Here is a 24,429-nt window from a genome sequence, read left to right on the forward strand (position 1 = left end):
AGGCAAGCATCATGCATTTCACCGACATCTTCATCCGCCGGCCGATCCTGGCGACGGTCGTCAGCCTGCTGATCCTGTTGATCGGCACCGCCGCGATGGTCTCGCTGCCGGTCCGGCAATATCCCAGCATGGAGAGCGCCACCATCCAGGTCGACGTGTCGTTTCCTGGCGCGACCCAGGACGTCATGCAGGGCTTCGTCACCTCGGTGATTGCGCAATCGATCGCGACCGCCAACGGCATCGAATACATGACGTCGAACTCGACGCTCGGCACCAGCCAGATCAAGGCCAAGCTGGTGCTCAACGCCAATGCCGACCGCGCCATGACCGAGGTGCTGGCCAAGGTGCAGCAGGTCAAGTACCGGATGCCGGCGGGCGTGTTCGATCCCGTGATCACCAAGATCACCGATGGTGCATCGGCGGTGCAGTACATCGCCTTCACCAGCGCGACGCTGAGCCCTGCCGAGATCACCGACTTCGCCACCCGCGTCGCCCAGCCGCTGCTGACCTCGGTGCCCGGCGTCGCCTCGGCCGACACGCTGGGCGGCGCGGCACTGGCGATGCGGGTCTGGATCGATCCGTTCAAGCTCGCGGCGCGTGGCTTGACCGCGGGCGATATCGCGGCCGCGTTGCGTTCCAACAACGTGCAGGCGGCGCCGGGCCGGCTGCGCGGTGAGATCACCGTCACCAACATCACTGCGCGGACCGACCTCAGGAATCTCGACGATTTCCGCAACATGGTGATCAAGACCGGGGCCGGCAGCGGCGGCCTGGTGCGGCTCGGCGACGTCGCCACGCTGGAAATCGGCGGCGAGAATTACGATGCCAATGCGCGCGACAATGGCACGCCGACCGTATTCATCGGCGTGCAGCCGACGCCCGACGGCAATCCGCTGGAGATCGTCGCGGCCACCAACAAGGTGATCGAGGATCTCAACCGGGCGGCACCGCCCGGCCTGCAAGTCAGGGACGTCTTCAACATCGTTCACTTCGTCAAGGCCTCGATCTCGGAGGTCCAGCACGCACTGGTCGAGGCGATCGTGATCGTCGTGGTGGTGATCCTGCTGTTCCTCGGATCGTTCCGTTCGGTGCTGATCCCCGTTGTCACGGTGCCGCTGTCGCTGGTCGGCACCGCCGCGATGATGCTGGCGCTCGGCTTCTCGATCAATTTGCTGACCCTGCTCGCGATGGTGCTGGCGATCGGGCTGGTCGTCGACGACGCCATCGTGGTGGTGGAGAACATCCATAGGCATATCGAGGAGGGGCTGAAGCCGGCCGAGGCGGCCCTGATCGGTGCCCGGGAAATCATCGGCCCTGTCATCGCGATGACGATCACGCTGGCCGCGGTCTACGCCCCGATCGGTCTGATGGGCGGCCTCACCGGCAGCATGTTCCGCGAATTCGCCTTCACGCTGGCGGGCTCGGTGATCGTGTCGGGCGTGGTCGCGTTGACCCTGTCGCCGATGATGAGCTCGCAGCTGTTGGGCGAGGCGACCTCGCATGGCCGGTTTGCCCGCTTCGTCGAGCACCGGTTCTCGAAGCTGTCGCGCGGCTACAGCCGGCTGTTGGCAGCGACGCTCAGGATGCGTACCGCCGTGCTGGTGGTTGCCGTCAGCGTGCTGGCCGCGATCGTGGTGCTGTTCCTTGGCAGCCAGCGCGAGCTCGCGCCGCCGGAAGACCAGGGCTACGTGTTCACCGTGCTGAGGGCGCCGCAATATGCCAGCGTCGATTACACGACGCGCTACACCGACCAGATCGAGCAGATGTACCGCTCGTTTCCGGAGTACCAGTCGAGCTGGGTGCTCAACGGCAATGACGGACAGAACCGGGCCTTCGGGGGCATCAACCTGACCGACTGGGACAAGCGCAAGCGTTCCGCCAACGACATCCAGAACCAGCTCTACGGCATGTCCTACGGTGTGCTCGGCGCCAGCGTGACGCCGTTCCAGCCGGCCGCGTTGCCGGCGGCGACCGGCGGCCTGCCGTTCCAGATGGTGGTGCGTTCGGCCGGCGATTTCGCCAGCATCTATCAGGAGGTCGAAACGCTGAAGGGGGCGGCCTGGAAGAGCGGGCTGTTCGTCTTCGTCGACAGCGATCTCGCCTTCGACAGCCCGACTGCGCGGATCACGATCGATCACGCCAAGGCGGCCGAGGCCGGCGTCAGCATGCAGACCATCGCCGATACGCTCGCGGTGCTGGTCGGTGAGAACTATGTCAACCGCTTCAATTTCTTCGAGCGCTCCTATGAGGTGATCCCGCAGGTCCGCCAGGCCGATCGCGTCACGCCGGAGAGCCTTGGCAATTTCAACGTGCGTTCCAGTTCGGGCCAAATGTTCCCGCTGTCGACGGTGATCAAGGTCAACGTCAAGCCGGAGCCGAACCGGCTGCCGCAGTTCAATCAGATGAATGCGGCGACGATCTCTGCGGTGCTCAAGCCCGGCGTGACCATGGGGCAGGCGGTGTCCTTCATGCAGGCGCAAAAACTGTCGCCGGGGATGACGGTCGACTGGCTGTCGGACAGCCGGCAATATGTCCAGGAAGGCAACCGCCTCATTGTGACCTTCGGCATGGCGCTGATCGTGATCTTCCTGGTGCTGGCGGCGCAGTTCGAGAGTTTCCGCGACCCGCTGGTCATCATGGTGACGGTGCCGCTTGCGGTTTGCGGCGCGCTGCTGCCGCTGTATTTCGGCTTCACCACGCTGAACATCTATACCCAGATCGGGCTGGTCACGCTGATCGGGCTGATCTCCAAGCATGGCATCCTGATGGTGAGCTTCGCCAACGAGATCCAGCACCATGAAGGGCTTGACCGGGTCGCCGCGATCCAGAAGGCGGCCGCGGTGCGCATGCGGCCGGTGCTGATGACGACGGCGGCGATGGTCGCGGGCCTGGCACCGCTACTCTATGCCGACGGTGCCGGAGCGGCGAGCCGGTTCGCGATCGGCATCGTCGTGGTGATGGGGATGCTGATCGGCACGCTGTTCACGCTGTTCGTGCTGCCGACCTTCTACATCCTGATCGCCCGCGATCATCGCGCCGCGGCCACGCCACGGCTCGAGAGCGTGGCGGCGAGGGGGGAGATCGCGGCGTGATCTCTACAGCACGTAGTTGGCGCCGGGCAGCTTGCGCAGCACGGCGGTTGCCGCCCAGCTCAGTGCCACCGTGGCGAAGAACGCGATCGCAGCCTTGGCGATCGCCGGCAGATCCATGTCGAACAGCCAGTATTGCAGCCACAGCACGATCGGATAGTGCACCAGGAACATGCCGTAGGCGTCGCTCTGCATGCGGTCGAGCAATGTCGGCCCCACGGCTTTCGATTGCAGGAAGTATGCCAGGATCGCGAACAGGATCGAGGCGCTGAACAGCACGTAGAAGCTGCCATAGGCCGCGAGATACCAGCCCGGCAGCGGATCGGGGTTACCGATGATCTCGCGCTTGATGTAGATCATCACCCACATCAGCGCGTAGGGGATCAGCGTGATGCCGGTCCAGAACCAGCGCCGCTCGGTCAGTCGCCCGTGCGCGCTGAGCACGCCGCCCTCGAGGTTTGCCGCGCCGATGCCCGCACCGATGAAGAAATAGGACACGTAAAGCAGCACGCGGCTCGCCTGCACCGAAAACGGCCCAAGCTCGAACCAGTAGTTCTGGCCGTAATGGATCAGCATCGGCAGGTAGGCGACGGCGCTGACCACGACGAGGAACAGCCAGAACTTCGAGGGACGTTTGAATCCCATGATCGACAGACGGTTGATCGGCTCGAGCAGGCGCGGAGAGACCCGGTACAGCAGGCTCGCCGTCACGTCGAACGTCATCAACACCCAGACGAACCAGATCGGGCCGCTCGGCCATGGCCCGAACATCATCGTCTTGCGCCAGAACTCGGAAAAGGCCAGTTCGGGCGTCGTGCGCAGGGCGATCGCGTAATAGGCGATCGGAATAACGGTGACGGCGCAGACCACGAACGGCAGGCCGAGCCGCAGCAGCCGATCGCGCAGGAAGATCAGCCACGGCTTGCGGCCGAGCCCCGGCCAGACGAACAGCCCGGACAGGAAGAAGAACATCGCCATGAAGAAGCTGTCGGTGGCGAGCACCACGCAATCGAAGCCGATCCACGATGTCGGGTCGGTATGCCCGAAATGGGTGTAGGGGATCACCGCGTGGTGCAGAAGCACGACCAGCGTGAGGAAGGTGCGCGCACGGTCCAGCGCCAGGTTGCGCTTATGGAGCTTCGGTGCGGCCTGGACGTCGACGGCCGGAGCCGCGTGAGCGATCGATTTCATGGTGCCCCCAGCCGGGTCTGCACCCGGATGTTGCAATCGGGAACTCGATTCAGCAAGGGCCAATCGTCCCGATTCCGCGGTGTCGAGGTCGGTCATCACAACAGTCTGTTTCGTCTTGGAACTGGGGTTGGTGGCGGGCGTTATCGGGGGCACGGGCGGCCGCGCAAGGCGCGCGGCGATGAGGAGTGGGCGATGACGATTCTGAAGTGGGCGCTGATCTTTCTTGTCGTGTCGATCATCGCGGGCTTGCTGGGCTTCACCGGCATTTCTGCCGCCTCCGCCGACATCGCGCGCTTCCTGTTCTACGTCTTTGTCGTGATCTTCCTGGTGCTCCTGATCCTCGGGCTCACGATATTCAGGGTGTAGCCGGACCCGGCCGAATACCATCTCGTCATGCCCGGGCCTCGCCCGGGCATTTGCGTTTTTCAGTCTGGAAAGCAACTACGCGGAGGGCTGACAGGACCCGGCCGCGGCAAATGAGGACAGCTACGCCACTTCCTCGATCTTCACCTTGTCCGGATAGAATGCCAGATGGCCCGATATTTCGGTCATGGCCGGGAACGGCGCCTCATAGGTCCAGATCGCATTGTCCAGCGTCTTGCCGTTGGCGTTGATGCTGAAGTAGCTCGCGTCGCCCTTGTAGGGGCAATGCGTGGTCCGCTCGGTACGGGTCAGAAGCTCCATCTTGGCGTCCTGCCGGGGGACATATTGCACGGCCGGATAGCTCGCTTCCTTCAAGGTCAGCGCATGGGTCGTCTCGGCGATCACGACGCCGTCGGCGGTGACGCGGACGCGCTTGGCATTGGGCGTGATCGTGATCGGATGGTCGGGGCCGGGGAGCTTCATGATTCTGCGCCTCTTCTGGTCATTTCAGCGTGATGGCTTGTGACCGATTGATGCAGGTTTAAATCGCTGGGAATGGGAATATAGTGTGCCCAGGGATGACCTAGAAGACCTCAGGCGCTAGGTTTTATCCGGCCGAACCGGCCATGATTCGAACGACCCGACGGAGGTGGACTGGGATGCCGATGGACGCCCGTGATATCGAATCGATGATCAAGGCAGCAATCCCGGATGCCGAGGTGACGATCCGCGATCTGGCCGGCGATGGCGACCATTATGCGGCCACTGTCGTTTCCGAGTCCTTCCGTGGCAAGTCCCGCGTCCAGCAGCACCAGATCGTCTACCAGTCGCTGAAGGGCCAGATGGGCGGCGTGTTGCACGCGCTCGCCCTGCAAACCGGCGTGCCGGAAGGCTAGGTCCCAGCGGGCGGGCGGGGGCCTCAAAGCGATGGTGGACAATCCGCGCGGCAGGATGTTTCGCGTCATCGTGCCGAACCAGCACAGCCGCGTCACCAATGCCGAGCTGTTCTTCGATCTCGTCTTCGTCTTCGCCGTCACCCAACTGTCGCATACGTTGCTGCACCACTTCACCCCGCTGGGAGCGGTGCAAGTCACGCTGCTGTTCCTCGCGGTGTGGTGGGTGTGGGTCTACACCACCTGGGTCACCAACTGGCTCAATCCCGAGCTGACGCCGGTCCGCCTGCTGCTGTTCGTGCTGATGCTGGGCGGGCTGTTACTGTCGACCTCGATCCCGACCGCCTTCGAGGGACGCGGGCTGTGGTTCGCGGGGACCTATGCCGCGATGCAGGTCGGCCGCACGGCGTTCTGGCTGCTGGCAACGCCGCGGCGCCGGACCGCGGTGCGCCACAACGCGATCCGGATCCTGACCTGGCTGAGCTGCTCGGCCGTGCTCTGGATATCAGGCGGCTTTGCCGAGCACGAGACGCGGATGTGGCTCTGGATCGCGGCGCTGACAATCGAATATGTCGCGCCGGCGGCGCGGTTCTGGACGCCACGGCTTGGCCCATCTTCGATCGAAGCCTGGGCGGTCGAGGGCGGCCACATGGCGGAACGCTGCTCTCTCTTTGTCATCATCGCGCTCGGCGAGGCGATCGTGGTCGACGGCGCGACATTCGCCGAACTGACCTGGACGCCGGAGAACGTCGCCGCCTTCATCTCGGCGCTGGTCGGCAGCATCGCGATGTGGTGGATCTATTTCCACAAGGGCGCCGAGGCCGGCTCGGAGATGATCTCCAAGTCCGAGGAATCCGGCCGCGTGGCGCGGATCGCCTACACCTATCTGCACATGCCGATCGTCGGCGGCGTCATCCTCACCGCGGTCGCCGACGAGCTGGTGCTGAAGCATCCGACCGGCCACTCCGACCTGAAGACTGTCGTCAGCTCGGTCGGCGGTCCCGCGCTGTTCCTGGTCGGGACCATCCTGTTCAAATACGTGATCCGCGGCTTCCTGCAGCTCTCGCACGGCGCCGGTATCGTCGCGCTGGCGGTCACGGCGTACTTCGCCGGCGGGATGTCGCCGCTGATGCTTTCGATCGTCACCACCGCGATCATGATCGTGGTCGCTGCCTGGGAATCGATCTCGCTGAGGTCGGCGGAGGAAGAAGAATAGCGGAGGCCGTCAGCCGCGACCGGCGACGGCCACACGATGCTGCCAATAGACGAACAATGGCGCGCCGATCAGTTCGAGCGCGGTGAAGCCCACGAAGGGCAATGGCGGCAGGCCGACCATGATCATCGACAGCAGGCGGCCGATGCCGCCGAGGAAGATGCCGGCCCAGACCACGCGGTACAGCACACCCTCGCTCTCGATGCGCGGCACCAGCCACAGCAGCCCGAGCCCGAGCCCAAACCAGAGCCCGCCGAAGAAACGCAGATTGCTGTCAAGCACCGGCAGCGCCGGTACGCCCGACGCGGCGTAGAGCGGATCGCTCACGCCGAGCATCGTGATGATACCGGTCAGGATCGGTATGAGGGCGAGCACCACTGTGGCGATTTGCAGCGCACGCCGGCCCATGATCGTTGTCCCATCCCCGCCGATTAATATGGCTAGTCGGCGACCAGCGCGTGCACCGAGAACATCGTGTTGGCGTCGGTCCAGCTTTCGCGCACCGTCCAGCCCGCATTGCGGGCGAGCGCGGTGAAACGCTCGAGGCTGTATTTATAGCTGTTCTCGGTGTGAATGCTCTCGCCGGGACGGAATGCGAAGGTGTTGCCGAGAATGCGCACGGTCTGCGCCTTGCGGCTGATCAGGTGCATCTCGATGCGATGGCGGTCGCGGTTGTAGATCGAGCGGTGGGTGAAGCCCGACAGATCGAAATTGCCGCCGAGTTCGCGGTTGATGCGTACCAGCACATTCATGTTGAAACGCGCGGTGACGCCGGCCGCGTCGTTATAGGCGTCGTACAGCACGCGTTCGTCCTTTTCGAGGTCGACGCCGATGATCATCTGCGCGCCGTGACCGAGTATCTTGCGCGCGCTGCGCAGGAATGCCGCGGCCTCGTTCGGCTCGAAATTGCCGAGCGTCGAGCCCGGGAAGAAGCCGACCTTCGGCATGGCGGCGACCGCCTCGGGCAACGCGAACGGCGTCGTGAAATCGGCGGCGACCGGATAGATGCCGAGACCGGGGAAGTCCTTGCGCAGGCCGTCGGCCTGGGCTTTCAGGAAATCGCCTGAGATGTCGACCGGCACATAGGCTGCGAAGTCGCAGTGTTCGAGCAGCAGCCGCACCTTGGTGGTGGCGCCGGCGCCGAACTCGACCAGCGCAGCGCCCTCGGGGATGATCGCTGCGATCTCGCCGCTGCGGTCGCGCAGGATGCCGAGCTCGGTGCGGGTCGGATAATATTCCGGCAGCACGGTGATCTGTTCGAACAGCTCCGAGCCGGTGGCGTCGTAGAAATACTTCGGCGACAGCCGTTTCGGGTGACGGGCGAGATCGCCGATCACGTCGCCGGCAAAGGCAGAGGTCGCTTCGTCGGACGGATACGCTTTGGCCAAAGCGGCGGCATGCACATTCATGATACTCTCCTGAACGCGCTTACCGGCGCGCACTTGATGTCAACTGGAATCAATCAGGCGTAGTCGGCGAGGCGTAACCCCGTGAATTGCCAGCGATGGTGCGGATAGAAGAAGTTGCGGTAGGTGACGCGGCTGTGACCGGCCGGTGTCGCCAGCGACGAGCCGCGCAGCACCAGCTGGTTGACCATGAACTTGCCGTTGTACTCACCGAGCGCACCCTCGATCGCGCGGTAGCCCGGGTAGGGCGAATACGAACTGCGGGTCCATTGCCAGACGATGCCATAGGCGTCGTCGAGCAGGCCGGCGCGGGCCGCGACCTCCCATTCCATCTCGGTCGGCAGATGCTTGCCGGCCCAACGGGCGAAGGCGTCGGCCTCGTAATAGCTGACATGGCAAACCGGCGCCTCCGGATCGATCGCTTGTAGGCCGCCCAGCGTCATGATCTTCCATTCGCCGTCGACCTCGCGCCAGTGGCCCGGTGCCTGCCAGCCCTCGGCGCTCGCGGTGCCGAAGCCATCCATCAGCCATAGCGTCGCGGTGGAATAGCCGCCGTCCCTGATGAAGGCGAGCCAGTCGGCATTGGTGACGAGGGTCTTGGCGAGCTTGACCGGGCCGACCAAAGCACGATGCGCGGGCTTCTCATTGTCGAAATGGAAGCTGTCGTCGGCGTGCCCGACGGTGTGGATGCCTTCGTTGAGCGTCACCCATTGGCCGCCGCCGCGGTGTGAGGGCGGGAAGCGCCAGGCCGGATCGTAGGCCGGCGGGATCGGGTTCTGCGCGAAGGCATGCAGGATGTCGGTGACCATCAGTTCCTGATGCTGCTGCTCGTGATTGAGGCCGACCTCGACCAAGGGCACCAGCGCCTCGAGCTTTTCCAATGGGGCAGTCTGGAAGAACTTCACCACCCCGGCGTCGACATGGCGGCGGTAGGCGGTGACTTCGTCGGCGCTCGGGCGGGTCAGATGGCCGCGCTGGTGGCGGGCGTGCCGGGGGCCGGCGGTTACGTAATAGGAATTGAACAGATAGGCGTAGTCCGGATGGAACGGGGTGTAGCCCTTGACGTGCTCGCCCAGCAGAAACTGCTCGAAGAACCAGGTCGTGTGGGCGCGGTGCCATTTGGCGGGGCTCGCATCCGGCATTGACTGGATCAGCTGATCCTCCGGGGAGAGCGGCGCCGCCCGGCGCTCGGTCTCGTCGCGGACCGCACGGTAGGCTTCCGCCAGACGCTGGGGGAGCGAGGCGGATTCGGAGGATAGTGACGGCGAGGCGGCAGTAACGGCGGCCGCGGCAGAGGCTGGTTTCGTCACATTGGTCTCCGATTCGAGGGGAGAACGTTGCTTCGGCAATCTGGTTCCAGACGGACAGTTCGTCCTAGATAGGGGCTCCGTTACGGGAAAAAAGCCTCCCCCATGATGATATTGGGTCCGTCAGATAATCCCGGCGCTTTTAGGGGGTGCTGTCCGGCCCCGGCCGCATGCCAGATTTCTGCCATTTTGCTTTGGATGCACAATGGTTTGAGCTACATATATAGGTAGTCGCGGGTTAGAAGGGTGGGCCGGCCCGTCAGGGCCTGAGAGCGCCGCCTACGCAAGGAAGCGAAAATGAGCATCGAGCAATTCATCGACAACGAAGTGAAGTCGAACGACGTCGTGCTGTTCATGAAGGGCACGCCGCAATTCCCGCAGTGCGGGTTTTCCGGTCAGGTCGTGCAGATCCTCGACCACATCGGTGTCGGCTACAAAGGCCTCAACGTTCTCGAATCGGCCGAGCTGCGCAACGGCATCAAGGTCTATTCGAACTGGCCGACGATCCCGCAGCTCTATGTGAAGGGCGAGTTCGTCGGCGGTTGCGACATCATCCGCGAGATGTTCCAGGCCGGTGAATTGCAGCAGCTGTTCGCCGACAAGGGCATCCCGGTCGACGTGGCCGCCTGACCTTGACCGCGCGCCAGATCGGCAAAGCGCGGCTCGAAGTCATCGTTACCGACATCACGACCCTGCGCGTTGACGTCATCGTCAACGCGGCCAACTCATCGCTGCTCGGTGGTGGTGGCGTCGACGGCGCAATCCATCGCGCCGCCGGGCCCGATCTCGTCGCCGAATGTCGTATGCTTCATGGCTGCAAGACCGGCCAAGCCAAGATCACCAAGGGCTATCGGTTGCCCGCCAGGCATGTGATCCATACCGTCGGCCCGGTGTGGAATGGTGGCAAGCTCGACGAGGATGCTCTGCTTGCATCCTGCTATCGGCGCTCGATGGAGCTGTGCGAAGGGCATGGCCTTGCCTCAGTCGCTTTCCCCGCCATCTCGACCGGGATCTATCGTTTTCCAGCAGATCGTGCCGCGCAGATCGCCGTAAAGACTGTCGTCGACACGCTGGCCGCCGCCCCCGGCGTCGAGCACATCATCTTCTGCTGTTTCTCCGCCCCAAGCGGTGCACTCCATCAGGAGGTCCTGGACGCCTTCGGGAGCCCTTGTGCCTGATGATACCGCCGCTACACTTCTCTGTGATATCCGGGGAGGGATAGATCGAATGATTTCATTTGGGTTTTGGCGCGCGGCCGCGGCCGCCGCAGTGATGCTTGCGGCGCCGTTGGCACATGCCGAAGGCACCTATGAGATTCCGGCGGGTGCGCATTTCAATCCCGACAAGCTCGCCAGGATCGGCGAGTTCTTCAAGAACGAGGTCGCGACCGGCAAGATTCCGGGCGCCATCGTCCTGATCCAGCAGCACGGCAAGCCGGTGTATCACGAGGCCATCGGCGTGCAGGACGTGGTCAGCAAGGTGCCGATCACCGACAAGACCATCTTCCGCCTGGCGTCGATGTCCAAGTCGATCACCGCCGTGGCCTCGGTGCAGCTGCTGGAGGAGGGCAAATACAAGCTCGACGATCCCGTCTCGAAATACATTCCTTCCTTTGCCAACATGAAGGTCGGGGTCGAGAAGAAGGCCGAGGACGGTACCAAGACGCTCGAGCTGGTGCCGCTGAAGCGGCCGATCACGATCCTCGATCTGATGACGCATACGTCGGGCATCACCTACGGTTTCTATGGCGATAGCCTGGTCCGCAAGGCCTACAAGGAAGCCAACATCTATGGTGGCGATTTCGATCTCGCCGAATTCGCCGAGCGGATCGCCAAGCTGCCGCTGCACAACCAGCCCGGCGAGCTCTGGCAATACGGCCATTCCACCGACATTCTGGCGCGTGTGATGGAGGTGACCACCGGCGAGAAGCTCTCGACGATCGAGCAGGAAAGGCTGCTCGGCCCGCTCGGCATGAAGGACACCGGCTTCTTCGTCACCGATCCGGAGAAGCAGAAGCTGATGGCCGAGCCGATGCCGAACGACAGCGACTTCCGGGTCGGCCGGGTCAACGATCCGACCAAGGTCAAGAAATGGGAGTCCGCCTCCGGCGGCATGGTCTCGACCATGGCGGACTATTCGCGCTTCGCGCAGATGCTGCTCAACGGCGGCACCTTCGATGGCAAGACCATCATGAAGCCCGAGACGTTCAAGGAATTGACGACGGATCGTGTCGGCCCGGGCTCCGGCGTGCAGCGCGACTTTTTCTACTTCCCCGGTGACGGCTTTGGCTTTGGGCTTGGGATCGCGGTGCGCACCGATCCGGGCAATGCCAAGCCGCCGCCGCCCGGCGATCTCGGCGAGCTGAAATGGGATGGCGCCAGCGGCTGCTATTATGTCATCGACCGCAAGCAGGACATGTTCTTCATTCTGCTGGAGCAGACGCCGAGCGAACGTCAGCGGATTCAGCGGACCTTGAAACAGCTCGTCTATGAAGCGATGGAGAATTAGAGCGTTTTCGAGCGAAGTGGATACCGGTTCGCGTGAAGAAAACGCGTCAAGAAGAAGGAATAAGAGCATGATCCGATTCAATCGAAGCGGATCATGCTCTTATATGCGTGGGTGCCGCGCAGTCGTCGCGGCACTCGTGCTCGCGTTGGTCGCAACGGGTGCGAAGGCCGGTTCCGAGGCGCACAGCTTCTCGGCGGCAGGCCTCGCCAAGGTGTCCGACTATGTCAGGAACGAGGTCGCGACCGGCAAGATTCCCGGCGCGATCCTGCTGCTGCAGCAGCATGGCAAGCCGGTCTACTTCGAGAGCTTCGGGGTGCGCGACATCGCCACCGAGTTGTCGATGAGCCCGGACACCATCTTCCGCCTCTACTCGATGTCGAAGCCGATCACCACCGTGATCGCGATGATGCTGGTGGAAGAGGGCAAGCTCGCGCTCAGCGATCCGGTGTCGAAGTATGTCCCGCCCTTTGCCAAGATGAAGGTCGGCGTCGAGAGGCGTGGCGAGGACGGCAAGACGGTGATGACACAGGAGCCGCTCAAGCGTCCCGTGACGATCGAAGACCTGATGCGCCACACGGCCGGATTGCCCTATGGCTATTACGGCGGCGGGATCGTGAACAAGGACTACGCCGATGCCGGTCTGTTCAACAACGATCCCGACAATGCCGAATTTGTCGCGCGGCTCACGGCGCTGCCGCTCGCCGAGCAACCCGGTACGCAGTGGGATTACGGCCATTCCACCGACGTGCTCGGCCGCGTCATCGAGGTGATCACCGGCAATTCCCTGTTTCAGGTCGAGAAGGAACGGCTGCTCGGTCCGCTCGGAATGAACGAGACGGCGTTCTACGTGACCGACCCTGCGAAATGGCCACTGATTGCGGAGCCGATGCCGAAGGACCGTACCATCAGTCCGGTCGCCGACATCCGCGACCCGCGCCGGCTGCTGCGATGGGAATCCGGCGGCGGTGGCATGGTTGGCACCATCGGTGACTATGCACGCTTCTCGCAGATGCTGCTGAACGGCGGCAGCTATCAGGGGAAGCGCTACCTGAAGCCGGAAACGATCGCGCTGATGGCGTCGGATCATATCGGTCCGGAGACCGGGGTCGTCCGTGACAAGAACTATTATCCCGGCCCGAACTCCGGCTTCGGCCTCGGCCTCGCGGTCCGCACCTCCGTGCCGGAGAACACGAATTGGCCATTGGGCGAATATCGCTGGGACGGCGTCGGCGGCACGTTCTTCTTCATCGATCCCGCCGACGATCTATTCGGCATCTTCATGGTGCAGACGCCGTCACAGCGCGGCCGGATCCAGCAGGAATTGAAGACGCTGATCTATCAGGCGATGGGGCGTTGACCGGGCAAGACGATCTGTCCGTCATTGCGAGCGAAAGCGAAGCAGTCGATTCCGCCGCTCACTGAGCACGGATTGCTTGGCCGTTCCCGTTCCTCGCGATGAAGCTGTGGGAGCTACGCCGCGCGCACGATGTCCCTGACGTGGCCGATCGCTTCCTCGATCATCGCAGCCGTGACGTCGAGATGCGTGCATGCCCTGATCCGGCCGTCCATCATGGCAAGTGTCACGCCGCGCTTGCGCAACTCGGCGACCATCCTGGCGCCCGATACGCCGGCGCCGTCGGGCATGAAGAAGACGAGGTTGGTTTCCGGCGCCTGCACCGCGATGCCGTTGATCTGCGCCAGCCCGCGCGCCAGCGCCCGCGCATTGGCGTGATCGTCGGCGAGGCGGTCGACATGGTGATCGAGCGCGTAGATGCAGGCGGCGGCACAGATGCCGGACTGCCGCATCGAGCCGCCGAGCCGCTGCTTCCAGCGCCAGACGTCGTCGATGAAAGCTTTGGTTCCGGCGATCACGCCGCCGATCGGCGCGCCCAGGCCCTTCGAGAAGTCGATCCAGGCGGAGTCCCAGCCAGCGGTCATGTCGCGCGCCGAGATGCCGGATGCGACGGTCGCGTTCAGGAGCCGCGCGCCGTCCATATGGGTGGCGAGGTCGTGATCCCGGGCGATCCGCACGATCTCGTCGAGCGCAGCCTTCTTCCAGATCGTGCCGCCGCCGATATTGGCGGTCTGCTCGACGCTGACCAGCACCTGCGGCGGCTGGTAGCGGGTGCGCGGATGCAGCGCGGTGCGGAACGTATCCGGCGTGAACTGGCCGTCGTCGCCCGGCAGCTGGGTGATCTGGAAGCCGCCGAGCGCCGCATGCGCGCCGCCCTCGCGCGCGATGATATGGGCGGTGGCATGCGCCAGGATCTCGTCCCCCGGCCGGCAATAGGCCAGCGTCGCCGCGACGTTGCACATCGTGCCCGACGGCATGAAGACCGCGGCCTCCTTGCCGAGCATATCGGCGACGCGGGCGCAGAGCTCATTGGTGGTCGGATCGTCGCCGACCTGCTCGTCGCCGACCTCCGCCCTGGCCATCGCTTCGCGCATCGCCGGCGTTGGCCTGGTCTGGGTGTCCGACAGCAGGTTGATGCGGACAGGTGGCGCCTTCGGATCGGGACGGGCAGGGGTGTAGTGCATGATGTCTCTCTCGGTCGATATGCCCTGACTTTAGCCAAACAAAAAGGCCCCGGCAAAACCGGGGCCTTTCCGAACTCGCAATGCTGAACTGATCAGCGCGAATAGAATTCGACGATCAGATGGGGCTCCATCTGCACCGGGAACGGCACGTCCGAGAGGCCGGGGGTGCGCGCGTACTTCGCAGTCATCTTGGAGTGATCGACTTCGATGAAGTCGGGCACGTCGCGCTCGGGCAGCTGGCTCGCTTCCAGCACCGGGGTGAGCTGCTTGGAGGATTCCTTGACCTCGACGACGTCGCCGACCTTCAGCTTGTAGCTGCCGATGTTGACCTTGCGGCCGTTCACCTTGACGTGTCCGTGGTTGATGAACTGGCGCGCGGCGAACATCGTGGAGACGAACTTGGCGCGATACACCACGGTGTCGAGACGGCGCTCGAGCAGGCCGATCAGGTTCTCGCCGGTGTCGCCCTTCAGGCGGCTGGCTTCGACATAGATGCCGTGGAACTGGCGCTCGGAAATGTTGGCGTAGTAGCCCTTGAGCTTCTGCTTGGCGCGGAGCTGCACGCCGAAGTCGGAGAGCTTGCCCTTGCGGCGCTGGCCGTGCTGGCCGGGGCCGTACTCGCGGCGGTTCACGGGGCTCTTCGGGCGGCCCCAGATGTTCTGGCCCATGCGGCGATCGATCTTGTACTTCGCCTCACTGCGCTTTGTCATCGCGTCCTCTTTGTGTAGCCGTCGCAACAGGGCGACCGGCGTTTTGTCAGTTTCAGGTTTGAGGAGACGCGCCCTCCTGTGTACCGGCCAAAAGGCCCGTACCGACAGGTCCGCCTCGAAAGCTCGGGGAGAACCACGGGTCGCGAAACGCATCGCGGGCCGAAACCGGCCCGCGAGCAAGGGTGGTCTTAAGGAGAAAGTCCGGTCCTGTCAAACGAAACGCCGGGCCTTTTTGGGCCGAATCGGCGCAAATTCCGGCCGTTTTGGCCCCCTCAGGGACGATTTCCGGCCGCCCGGACCGGCCGCGCCTCGGATGGTGGCTGGATCGCGTCCAGCTCCGCGGCAATTTCGCCGCCCAGCACCTGCTCGAGCCGGGTCATCGTCTGGGCGATCAGGGCGGCATCGCAGACCAGATGGTCCCAGCGCAGCACCACATCGACAGTCTGATCCGGCTTGACCACGCCGTAGCTCAGCAGGAACGGGCCGGGGCTCAGCGCATGCAACTCGCCCGGGCCGTAGGCGGCGACCGAGGTCACGCCGAAGCTGCCGCAGAAATTGGCGCGCTGCCGGCCGAAATTCATCCCGATCGCCCATGCCAGGCGGCGCAGCGGAAACGGCAGGCGCGTTACGCAGAGGGTTTTGCGGAACGAGGGGATTTCGTGCAGCGGCGCCGTCTTGGCGCGCCGGATCAGCGCATCGACGTCCGTGAGCGCCATCTCGTCGGCGCCGCGGACGCGTTCGAACAGCACACAATCCTCACCCTTCTCGACGCGCGCAATGGCCACCATACCGACGCTGCACGGTAACTCGTAGAGACAGGGCCAGGGCCATTTGACGTGCAGGGTGCGCAGGGTCGGCTCGGTCTTTGCGACCAGCGCGAATGCCTTGACGAAGATTGCGGCCCAGCCTGGAGCCTGCTCGGCGCGGGCGCGGGCCTCGACCACGGCACGGACGTTCAGCGAGCGCGTCAGGGACACGAACGGCACGCCGGCCGACGCGTACATCAGGTCGGCGACGAGACGGCGCGGCAATGAAATCCTGCGAAATTTACCGCGCATCGGTTCGGTTCATATCCCTGCAAACAGGCAAAAAATCAGAGGTCCGGCGAACTGAAATCGTTGCGCACCGCACCTGAAGCTAGCATGAACCAAGTGGTCGAACGCCAATTGGTTCGGTTCACGGCGCTGGTTTCGCCAGGGGCTCGCCGGCCTTGACGATGTAGATTCCGAGCACCTTGAGCGGCTTGTCGCCGGACGTTCTGGCGTCGTGCACCGCACCTTCCGGGATCTGGTAGGAGTCGCCCGCCTTCAGCTTCAACGGCGGCTTGCCGTCGATCAGAAGCTCAAGCTCGCCCTCGAGCACATAGCCGGTTTCGGCCCCGGGATGGGTGTGGCGCCCCGACGCACCCCCGGCGGGAACCTCGGCAATCGCCGTGACCGTGTTGTAGCCCGGCGGGAAATCGACCTTTTGCAGCGGCGTTCGCTTGATGCCGCTTTGCTGCGCGACGGCTGTGCCGGCAAAGGCAATCACGGCAAGACCGAGTAGTAGTTTCCTGAACATGCATGTCCCTCCCAACCCGCGGAAAGTCTAGCAGCGCGGAATCGCGGCGAAAAGCAGGCGATGTGTGATGTACAGTTTCGACATTGGGATTAGTCCGTTTATCCAAGACGCACAGGATCGCGCCATTTGACGCGACGGAGCTTACGGCAGCCTGACGCGCTGTTCAGCCAATTGCGGCGCTCGATTTTCCAGTCCAGCTCGGGCGCGATGCCAATGCGGTCACGGTTCCCTATGACGTGGCTGGAACTCACTCGCCGGCGGCCGGCTTAAAGCGCATCGAAGTGCTGCGCGAATTGCGCCGACGAACTGTCCTGCACCCTGACGTCGACCTCGGCGTTGCCCCCGGCGACATAGGTGAAGCCGATCGATGGGTCTTCGCTCAACGAGATGCCACCATCCATGTCGAACACGCTGACGCCGCCGACACTGACCGAGACACGCTCGAGATAGCGTGCCGGGGTGTAGTCGCCGCTCGCGTTCTGCTGCATCCCGCTGTAGTTCGGATGGCTGATGAGGAGACGCGATGGCACCAGCGAGGCGTCGATCGAGCGTTCGCGTCGCAACTGCATCTTGCCGATCCGAGCCAGCACGTCGGCCGACGCGGTGGCGCTCGGCGCGGAGCAGCCGCCGGCGGCCCTGATATATTGCGACACCGCGTAGAGCCTGCCGTCGCCGGTCTCGGCGACCGCGTGGATCAGGGTGAATTCGTTGACGCGTATCCGCAGCTTCAAGTCCTGCCGCGCAAACGCCGGACCGAGCCGGAACCGGCCCGCGAGCGGCATCGGGTTGTTGTCGACGACGACCGACACCGAGGTGATCGGCCGGTCGCCGATGAAGTCCACGCTGATCGGCACCAGGGCCGCATCCATTGCCTGTTCGGGCACCTTCAGCTTCAGGAGCGCGCTGCCGTCTTCGATCGGCCGCTCACCGAAAATATCGCCCGCGATGCTCTTCCAGCGCGCCTCGCGTTCGGCGCCGTCGTCCGCCGCGGCAAGGGTGATGCCGGCAACAGCGAACAGCATCGAGATCAGAAGCCGTTTCATCATCGCGTCCCTCGTCGAGCGGTTATTGTACAGCCGGGCCTTCCGGCTCCGTGATGGCGGTGGGCAGGCCGGAGTCCTGCCAGGCCTCGATGCCGTCCGGATACCAAGCCACATGCCGATAGCCGTCTGCGATCAGCCGCTTGGCGGCGTTCCAGCTCGCCCAGCAATCGACGCGGCAGTAGACCACGATCGACCTGTCGCGGTCGCCTGCCGTCAGGTCTGCCAGCCGCGCTCGGATATAGCCCATCATCGTGGCGGAGATGACGCCGGCGCCGGCTCCCGGAATCCAGACGCTGCGCGGGATGGTCCGGTGCGGCATCGGCAGCCACGGCGACGACAGATGTTCGGGACGCCGTGGTGCGGGAGAAACATCGATCAGCACCGTCGACCCGCCGGTCGACAGCGCGGCAAGCTCCTGCGTCGCGATCACGGTGCCGCCGGCAACGGTCGCCGGTACGCGCCCGTTCATCGGACCCTGCCAGAGGCCCTCTGGTTCGGGTGGCGCATCGTCCTGCGCGAGCGCGCCCGTCGCGTGCACCATGATCGCCAGCGGGACGCAGATGATCGTCAGGCAATGCTTCCACCTCATTCCCACTCCAGCCGCCGATAAGCCTCGATCACGTTGCGGCCATTATAGGTGTCGAACATCGGCCAGCGGGCGCGTTCGGATTGTGCGACGGAGCTTGCTGCATCCTCGATCGATAGACCCCGGCCAATCGCGGCGCGCGTCTCGTCGCGCAGCAGGGCCAAATAGCGTTGCAGTGGCGTGACTGCCTCTTGCAGTTCCACCAGCGGCGGTCCGTGCCCCGGAACGGCGTGCCGGGTACCGGACGTGTGCATCGCCGCGAGTTCCGTGAGCCACCCGTTGAGATCGCCGTCGAGCGCCGGCACCCGATCGACGAACAGGAGGTCGCTCGCCAGCAGGATGCCAGATTGCCTGTCGAGCACGCTGAGATCGGAGACGGTGTGCGCGGGAGGATGGGCCGTCAGCAGCAGGATGCGGCCACCGAGATCAAGCTCGACAGGCTCGCTCCTGCGCACCAGCATCGTCGGCACCACGACGTCGCCGGCCTCCGTTGCGCCCAGCAGCCTTTCGAGGCCGCTGCGATAGAACGCGCCGCGGGCGGCGAGTTGCTGCGGAAGTTCGGAATGGCCGACAAAGATTGTCCCGTCTTGCCTGAAGGCGGCGGCGCCGAAAACATGGTCGGGGTGGACATGCGACAGCACGACATAGCGGATCGGCAATTGCGTGCGTGCGCGGATCGCAAGCCGCAGGCTCCGTCCGTCATGCAGGCTGCCGCCCGGATCGATCACGGCGACGGCGTCGCGTCCGATCACGAAGGCAAGGTTGGCGATGGCGTCGAAATTGCCGGCCGAGGCATCCTCGGTCACGCCGCGGCGCACATGAAGTCCGGGAGCGACCTCGACCATCGGCGCCGGGGCGGCCGAAGCCGTCGCCCGCGATCGTGCGGGTGCGCAGCACAGGCAAAGGCCACCGAACAATGCCGCGCGACGCGACAGCGCCTTGTCCGAAGCGGAAACCATCATTCCTCCCGGCTGCGACTATAGCGGGGAGGCGCCGGCCTTGATCGGTCCTTTGGTCGTACCGAGACCGACGATCGCGCAGCTCAAGGGGCGCGGTGAAGGTGCGACGCGGCTGTTGCGCCTAGCGGCTGATTCCGGCGAAGGCGGCTGCGATGCCGCGCTGGAACAGCGACCAGTCGAAGCCGAGCGCGAGCGCGAGATAGCCGCGGTCGATCATCGCGTTGGCCTGGTCCGCGGTGCGCGCGACGCCGCCGATCGGCACGCCGCTCTTCATGATGCCTTCCTCGGCACGCTGCGTCAGCGCGACCACTTCGGGGTCGTCGGGCAGGCCGCGCTTGTTGATCGAGGTGGCAAGATCGCCGGGACCGATCACCGCGAGGTCGATGCCCGGCGTCGCCATGATCTCGTCGATCCGGTTCACGGCATCGACATGCTCGATCGTGAGCATGCAGATCATGTCGTCATCGGCGGTCGCCATGTAGTCGTTCATCGAGACGCCCCAGCGGAACGGCGCATGGAACGGCCCCCAGAGCCGGTCGCCGTTCGATGTGAATCTTTTCTTAACCGCAATTTCTTAAGTTTCTGAGGACATTCCGACGTCGCGTCGGACTGCATAGGATTTTATTCAGGTTAGAATGAAGACATTCGTTGACCTCTTTGCTGGATGCGGTGGCCTCTCACTGGGATTTCAGAAAGCTGGCTGGCGATTGAAATTCGCTGTTGAGGGACATCCTGACGCATTTGCAACATATCGCGAAAATCTGGTCGACCGGGCAGCCAGCGGAGTCGACTGGCCCGAATGGTTGCCGCGGGAACCTCACGACATTGTCGCCCTGATCAAAAAGCATCGTCGAAGCCTGAAAAGCCTCGCAGGGACTATTGAATTGGTTGCGGGTGGGCCACCTTGCCAGGGCTTTTCAACCAACGGTCGCCGGAGAAAAGACGATCCGAGAAACCAGATGGTGAAGAGCTATCTCGAATTGGTTTCCATTCTAAGGCCGCGGATGGTGCTAATCGAGAATGTGCGTGGATTTACTTCTATGCCCCACGACGCTGAGACAACATTTTCGGAGTATGTGCTCAAGGAACTTGAGGGGCTCGGCTATGATACGTGGACTCAGCTTCTAACTGCGTCCGATTGGGGAATTCCGCAGCGGCGTCCTCGCTTCTTTCTGGTTGCGGTACAGAAGGGATTGTTGCGTGGTGTTGATCCGTTCGTAAGGCTTCGTACCCTTCGAAGGTCTTTCTTGTCGGCGCGCGGACTGCCTTTTGAGCGGCCGGTCACAGCCGGAGAAGCGCTAGAAGATCTTCGACTTTCTGGTAGGACCCTGCGGCCAGACCCGGAATTCGGGCATCTTGGATTTCAGTGCGTTGACTATCAACGATCAGGCAAACTCTCCACATTTGGTGTCTGGGCTCGAGGCAGGATGCGGACGGCGCCGTCCGATATGCGATTGCCACAGCATACCAAGCGCGTTGCCGGCCGTTTCTCGCGTATCCTAAGAACTTGTCCGCTGGGGCGGTCGATATCGCCAACCGATCGCAAAAGACTAGGAATCAAAAAACGGTCGACAACTCCAATGTCTCCCAATCTGCCGTCGCCTACCGTCACAACCCTACCAGACGACATGATTCATTACGCGGAACCAAGAATCTTAACGGTTCGTGAACACGCAAGACTCCAATCGTTTCCCGACTGGTTCAAATTTAAGGGACCGTACACGAGCGGCGGCGCGCGGCGGAAAAACGCGTGCCCGCGCTATACCCAAGTCGGTAACGCTGTGCCGCCATTGCTGGCCGAAGCCGTGGCTGAAATGCTAGCCGGACTTCTCGTCCCCCTTGCCGCTCAGACGCGGTCTCAGAGTGCAAATGTTCTCCAGGTGAAGAGTTAGATTCTTGCGGAGCATAGCGAAGTCGTTCGTCTGAATGGCGGGGGTTCCGCGAGATGTTACCTGCCACCCTCGATCGCCTCGGCTTTCGGTCGCGTGACCAAGCGTGTTGCGTGGTTTGAGCACCTCGTTATCGTATCGTGCTAAGATTTTACGCTGGTCGACGCAGTTTTTGTCGCCCTTCAAGAGAGCGAGTGCAAGCTTCTGCAAGTGAAAACTCGTTACTGCGCGACTGTCGAGTCTGTCAGCGAATGTCCTACATTCCTCGTAGCGCCTAGCTTGCAACTTCGAGCTATCTGCGACTAATTTGTCTATGGTTTCCTCCATTGCCTCTTGTTCGTTTGGCTTGGAAGCGTAAGCTTCGGTCAGTAAGAGGCGAAGTTCATCGTCGCACTTGCCCACGGTTCCCATCGCTAGTCCCCGCATTGCTTCGAGTCGAGATAGGCGCTTCACGACCTGATCGATATGCAAGCACAACCGCTCGGCAAGCTGCCGCCTCTCTAGGCAATAGACGCCGTCAATGTGGCGGTCATGGACCAGACGGCGCAAATCGACTGTCTTATGACCACTATAGAACAAAATATCTGTGAAACCGAAGCTTCGGCGAACCTGCTGTGCAACATGATCGCCGTTCATGCTCGGGTCGCCTAGATCGTAGTCTACGACCACGAGGTCGAAATCATCATACAACTGCTGCTGAGTAGCCAAATACGCCAGTCGCGCGGCGCTTTCCTCAATTTGTATCTTCGGCACGAAGCCAACCTCGCGAACGTAATCGGAGATCTCCTCGATTTGCGTTCGAACGTCTTGCGGCTGATTTTCAAACCAAAGAATGCTGAACTCGAGTCTCATTTTGCCTTCTTCTCCCGCGGCAAGCGCAACAAGAACTGCGCGCGGCCTACTGGGCGATCCGGATCTAGTCCAATGCTCCCGCCCATATCTTCAATCACTTGTTTGGCGTGATAAAGCCCTAGCCCGGACCCTCGTGGGGATCCGCTGTAGCCTCTCTCGAAAAGCTTGGTCGCATCAACGACCTTCTCGTCGATGCCCCGGCCGTCATCGGCAATTTCGATTTCAATGCCGCCTCCGGTACGGGATTTCCTGCACGAAAAATTGACGCGATGTGCGTCGAACTTGCTGGCGTTGCTAAAGATGTTGTCCAAAACGATCGCAACATCGATCGGGCGGAATGTACATTCGAGCGATAGTCCGGCGGTATCGAAATTCGATGAGCCTATGTCGCCATAGAGCGTAGCCACTTTTTCCGCATACTCTTTCATATATTGAAGTATATCGGCGGTGATGCTGTCTGCGTTAAGTTTGAAGTTTGCTTGCGTCGCAAGTCTAGTTACGGCCAGAATCCTACTATTTTGAAATGCGATCTGTTCCAGATCGGCCATCGTCGCCTCAGGTTGAACAGAACCCGTAGCGATTCGGCGCATGCTGCGGCGGGCCAAAGCCTGCACTTCTGTCGCATAGATGATTACTTGATGGTGGAGCAGCTGAAGTTCTTCGCTACCCTGAGCCTGCGCATTGAGGAGCATTTGGGCTTGCTTCTCGACCCGCTCAAGCCTTACGACCGTATCGCGTGCTCGACTCTCTGCTGCAGCCGCGCGGCGCTCAGCGTCTAGCCTAGCCTCCATCTCCTCCGCTGCTTGCTTCTTGGCCTCTGCCTCAGATTCTTTGAGATCCTCGAACCGTTGACGAGAGCGTTCAATCCGCGACAGTAGCGCTTCGTCGCCCACTTCTTGCGCAACTAGGGCGAGACCTTCCATGGACTCTTCGAAGTCGAGGGAGCGTTCGTTCACAATGTCGATAAGCTCGCGATCGTAATTTAGAAGGGTAATATCCTTAGAGCCAGCCATCGCGCGTACAACGCGGATGATGCGGGCCCTCGCGGTATCAGACGTTAGGCCGCTTGCATCGTCTCGCTCCTGATCAAGGCTGTCCGCCCAGTTTACCGTAACTACATAGCGTTCGAGCCTTTGGACCACATGGCGCATAATCGCTTCATACAAGTCAACTTTTGCGGGCGTATCAACCAAGCCAGCGTCCCGGCTGGACGCTTCGATGAACATGCCAGCTGGGGCGGTGACGTCAATTTTTCCGATGACATCACGCAAGCCAAGATAACGTGACACACCCTGTTGTTTACGTCGTCCGATGCCGAAGGTGTCGTCAGTCGGTTCTCCGATCGGATAAATTCGAAAGCCGTTCGCGAATAGGAACACGTTTCCAAACTGCAGCGGTTGAACGCCCATCCTAGTGGTGAATGTCTTCTTTGCGCTGCGGTTGAGAAAGTACAGACGTGCTTCGATTATACTGCCGACTAGGTGTGGGTAGGGGCTATTCTCCTCGATTTCGTAGATTAAGACTCCGCGATCGGTTAGCTTTGAATGTATTTTGCCATGTTCAATCGTTACGGTGATGCGGGACGTTTTCTCGTCGAGCAGATCTATTATCTGATTGCCAACCGTTCCCTCTGCGTCGGGCCAGTCTTCGTGCACGACGTGCGTAACGATCTTCAATCTTTTTGTGGATTGGAACGGATCAACAAGCTTGGCCAGATAGGCGCGGAGACGCACAATCTTTTCTTCGTTCCAGCTGTCACGAAGGCCGCTGATAACTAGCATCGTCCCGTTTGATTTTGGTGCGGGTGCTCGCTGCGGGCTGGGAAATCTAACGACGCGCGATAGTTCAACATTGATACTTGCGAACTCACGCTTAGCATTCTTCTCGAAGTTCCTCCAATCTATATGGAGGTATTCGACGCGCTTGCCACCAACCGGCCGGGCGTAGAGATCTAGGGTAGTCCCAAGGCGATCGCAGGAGAAACGGCCGATTCCCTTATTGCCTGCATACCCGCGTCGTAACGAAATTGTATCACGATAGTCTCTCGGAAGGTCTTGATCTTCCTCGCCAGTGCGCTTTGCTGAGTAGGCAACGAACAGCCACTTGGAGGTAATGTCGTCTTGCGACATTCCTTTGCCGTTGTCGGTGATGATTATCCTGTCCTGATCAAATTCGATGTCGACTCGACGTGCATGGGCATCAAATGAATTCTTTACGAGCTCGAATATCGCAACAAAATCGTTTGTAATTAGGTCACGGCCGATGACATCTTTGAGGGCAGAACTGATCTTGAATTTTCTATCCATTCTCAACTCAGCGGAT

23 protein-coding genes and 1 pseudogene are annotated in these 24,429 nt (G+C 62.2%); 9 read left to right on the forward strand and 15 right to left on the reverse strand.

Annotation, left to right across the window (positions count from 1 at the left end; translation table 11 throughout):
* The first annotated feature begins 11 nt into the window (after positions 1–11).
* Positions 12–3,092, forward strand: coding sequence for an efflux RND transporter permease subunit (locus B2W55_RS13205; protein ID WP_024582609.1), 3,081 nt, complete (start codon positions 12–14; stop codon positions 3,090–3,092).
* A gap of 3 nt (positions 3,093–3,095) precedes the next feature.
* Here the strand turns inward: B2W55_RS13205 and B2W55_RS13210 are convergent, their stop codons facing one another.
* Positions 3,096–4,280, reverse strand: a complete 1,185-nt coding sequence (locus B2W55_RS13210) for an acyltransferase family protein (RefSeq protein ID WP_024582608.1) — start codon at positions 4,278–4,280, stop codon at positions 3,096–3,098.
* Positions 4,281–4,472: 192 nt separating this feature from the next.
* On the opposite strand from B2W55_RS13210, the gene B2W55_RS13215 reads away from it, so the two are divergent.
* A complete protein-coding gene (locus B2W55_RS13215) occupies positions 4,473–4,646 on the forward strand; it encodes a DUF1328 domain-containing protein (protein WP_024582607.1) in 174 nt (57 codons plus the stop codon).
* Between the two features lie 120 nt (positions 4,647–4,766).
* Here B2W55_RS13215 and B2W55_RS13220 read toward each other — a convergent pair whose 3' ends face one another.
* A complete protein-coding gene (locus B2W55_RS13220; RefSeq protein WP_024582606.1) occupies positions 4,767–5,126 on the reverse strand; it encodes a DUF427 domain-containing protein in 360 nt (119 codons plus the stop codon).
* 176 nt (positions 5,127–5,302) lie between these two features.
* Here B2W55_RS13220 and B2W55_RS13225 point away from each other — a divergent pair, with 176 nt between their 5' ends.
* On the forward strand, positions 5,303–5,539 hold the full coding sequence (locus B2W55_RS13225) for a BolA family protein (RefSeq protein WP_021077843.1): 237 nt from the start codon (positions 5,303–5,305) through the stop codon (positions 5,537–5,539).
* A gap of 31 nt (positions 5,540–5,570) precedes the next feature.
* A complete protein-coding gene (locus B2W55_RS13230; protein WP_029879453.1) occupies positions 5,571–6,752 on the forward strand; it encodes a low temperature requirement protein A in 1,182 nt (393 codons plus the stop codon).
* A 9-nt stretch (positions 6,753–6,761) separates the two neighbouring features.
* Here B2W55_RS13230 and B2W55_RS13235 read toward each other — a convergent pair whose 3' ends face one another.
* The 3 genes from B2W55_RS13235 to egtB are packed head-to-tail and all read right to left on the reverse strand — an operon-like array spanning position 6,762 to position 9,465.
* On the reverse strand, positions 6,762–7,157 hold the full coding sequence (locus B2W55_RS13235; protein ID WP_024582604.1) for a DUF4345 domain-containing protein: 396 nt from the start codon (positions 7,155–7,157) through the stop codon (positions 6,762–6,764).
* 32 nt (positions 7,158–7,189) lie between these two features.
* Positions 7,190–8,158, reverse strand: coding sequence for an L-histidine N(alpha)-methyltransferase (gene egtD / locus B2W55_RS13240; protein ID WP_024582603.1), 969 nt, complete (start codon positions 8,156–8,158; stop codon positions 7,190–7,192).
* 53 nt (positions 8,159–8,211) lie between these two features.
* A complete protein-coding gene (egtB, locus tag B2W55_RS13245; RefSeq protein ID WP_024582602.1) occupies positions 8,212–9,465 on the reverse strand; it encodes an ergothioneine biosynthesis protein EgtB in 1,254 nt (417 codons plus the stop codon).
* Between the two features lie 294 nt (positions 9,466–9,759).
* On the opposite strand from egtB, the gene grxD reads away from it, so the two are divergent.
* From grxD to B2W55_RS13265, 4 genes are all read left to right on the forward strand, one after another.
* Complete coding sequence (gene grxD, locus B2W55_RS13250; RefSeq protein WP_016843475.1) at positions 9,760–10,092, forward strand: Grx4 family monothiol glutaredoxin; 333 nt, start codon at positions 9,760–9,762, stop codon at positions 10,090–10,092.
* The gene (locus B2W55_RS13255) at positions 10,089–10,640 is read left to right on the forward strand and encodes an O-acetyl-ADP-ribose deacetylase (RefSeq protein ID WP_024582601.1); all 552 of its coding nucleotides are present in this window, start codon (positions 10,089–10,091) and stop codon (positions 10,638–10,640) included. Before grxD ends, B2W55_RS13255 begins: the two co-directional genes overlap by 4 nt.
* A 49-nt stretch (positions 10,641–10,689) precedes the next feature.
* Complete coding sequence (locus B2W55_RS13260) at positions 10,690–11,970, forward strand: serine hydrolase domain-containing protein (RefSeq protein WP_024582600.1); 1,281 nt, start codon at positions 10,690–10,692, stop codon at positions 11,968–11,970.
* 103 nt (positions 11,971–12,073) lie between these two features.
* Complete coding sequence (locus B2W55_RS13265) at positions 12,074–13,327, forward strand: serine hydrolase domain-containing protein (protein WP_024582599.1); 1,254 nt, start codon at positions 12,074–12,076, stop codon at positions 13,325–13,327.
* Between the two features lie 113 nt (positions 13,328–13,440).
* On the opposite strand, the gene B2W55_RS13270 is transcribed toward B2W55_RS13265, so the two are convergent.
* The 8 genes and pseudogenes from B2W55_RS13270 to B2W55_RS13305 form a co-directional block, all read right to left on the reverse strand.
* The gene (locus B2W55_RS13270) at positions 13,441–14,508 is read right to left on the reverse strand and encodes a threonine aldolase family protein (protein ID WP_024582598.1); all 1,068 of its coding nucleotides are present in this window, start codon (positions 14,506–14,508) and stop codon (positions 13,441–13,443) included.
* 92 nt (positions 14,509–14,600) lie between these two features.
* The gene (gene rpsD / locus B2W55_RS13275) at positions 14,601–15,218 is read right to left on the reverse strand and encodes a 30S ribosomal protein S4 (RefSeq protein WP_024582597.1); all 618 of its coding nucleotides are present in this window, start codon (positions 15,216–15,218) and stop codon (positions 14,601–14,603) included.
* 272 nt (positions 15,219–15,490) lie between these two features.
* Positions 15,491–16,276: a hypothetical protein gene (locus B2W55_RS13280; protein ID WP_024582596.1), complete on the reverse strand. Its 786-nt coding sequence runs from the start codon at positions 16,274–16,276 to the stop codon at positions 15,491–15,493.
* A 118-nt stretch (positions 16,277–16,394) separates the two neighbouring features.
* Positions 16,395–16,778, reverse strand: coding sequence for a cupin domain-containing protein (locus tag B2W55_RS13285; protein WP_024582595.1), 384 nt, complete (start codon positions 16,776–16,778; stop codon positions 16,395–16,397).
* A 266-nt stretch (positions 16,779–17,044) separates the two neighbouring features.
* Entirely contained in the window at positions 17,045–17,821 is a 777-nt protein-coding gene (locus B2W55_RS13290; protein WP_160306689.1) for a quinoprotein dehydrogenase-associated SoxYZ-like carrier, read from the reverse strand.
* 22 nt (positions 17,822–17,843) lie between these two features.
* Positions 17,844–18,410 carry a rhodanese-like domain-containing protein gene (locus B2W55_RS13295; protein WP_051404309.1) on the reverse strand — a complete coding sequence of 189 codons (567 nt, stop codon included), beginning with the start codon at positions 18,408–18,410 and terminating at the stop codon, positions 17,844–17,846.
* Positions 18,407–19,366 (reverse strand): quinoprotein relay system zinc metallohydrolase 2, encoded by a 960-nt coding sequence (locus B2W55_RS13300; protein WP_029879448.1) that lies wholly within the window; start codon positions 19,364–19,366, stop codon positions 18,407–18,409. Before B2W55_RS13300 ends, B2W55_RS13295 begins: the two co-directional genes overlap by 4 nt.
* A gap of 121 nt (positions 19,367–19,487) precedes the next feature.
* Positions 19,488–19,922, reverse strand: a pseudogene (locus tag B2W55_RS13305) (aldolase/citrate lyase family protein); the annotation flags it as partial.
* 79 nt (positions 19,923–20,001) lie between these two features.
* Between B2W55_RS13305 and B2W55_RS34245 the strand changes: the two are divergent.
* On the forward strand, positions 20,002–21,258 hold the full coding sequence (locus tag B2W55_RS34245) for a DNA cytosine methyltransferase (RefSeq protein WP_080890986.1): 1,257 nt from the start codon (positions 20,002–20,004) through the stop codon (positions 21,256–21,258).
* Here the strand turns inward: B2W55_RS34245 and B2W55_RS13315 are convergent.
* Both B2W55_RS13315 and B2W55_RS13320 read right to left on the reverse strand, forming a co-directional pair.
* Positions 21,184–22,107 carry a hypothetical protein gene (locus B2W55_RS13315; RefSeq protein ID WP_024582591.1) on the reverse strand — a complete coding sequence of 308 codons (924 nt, stop codon included), beginning with the start codon at positions 22,105–22,107 and terminating at the stop codon, positions 21,184–21,186. The genes B2W55_RS34245 and B2W55_RS13315 overlap by 75 nt on opposite strands.
* Positions 22,104–24,413, reverse strand: a complete 2,310-nt coding sequence (locus B2W55_RS13320) for an ATP-binding protein (protein WP_024582590.1) — start codon at positions 24,411–24,413, stop codon at positions 22,104–22,106. The genes B2W55_RS13315 and B2W55_RS13320 overlap by 4 nt, the downstream gene beginning before the upstream one ends.
* Positions 24,414–24,429 lie beyond the last annotated feature (16 nt).

This window comes from Bradyrhizobium sp. UBA2491 (genome assembly GCF_002341725.1).
Taxonomy (GTDB): Bacteria; Pseudomonadota; Alphaproteobacteria; order Rhizobiales; family Xanthobacteraceae; genus Bradyrhizobium.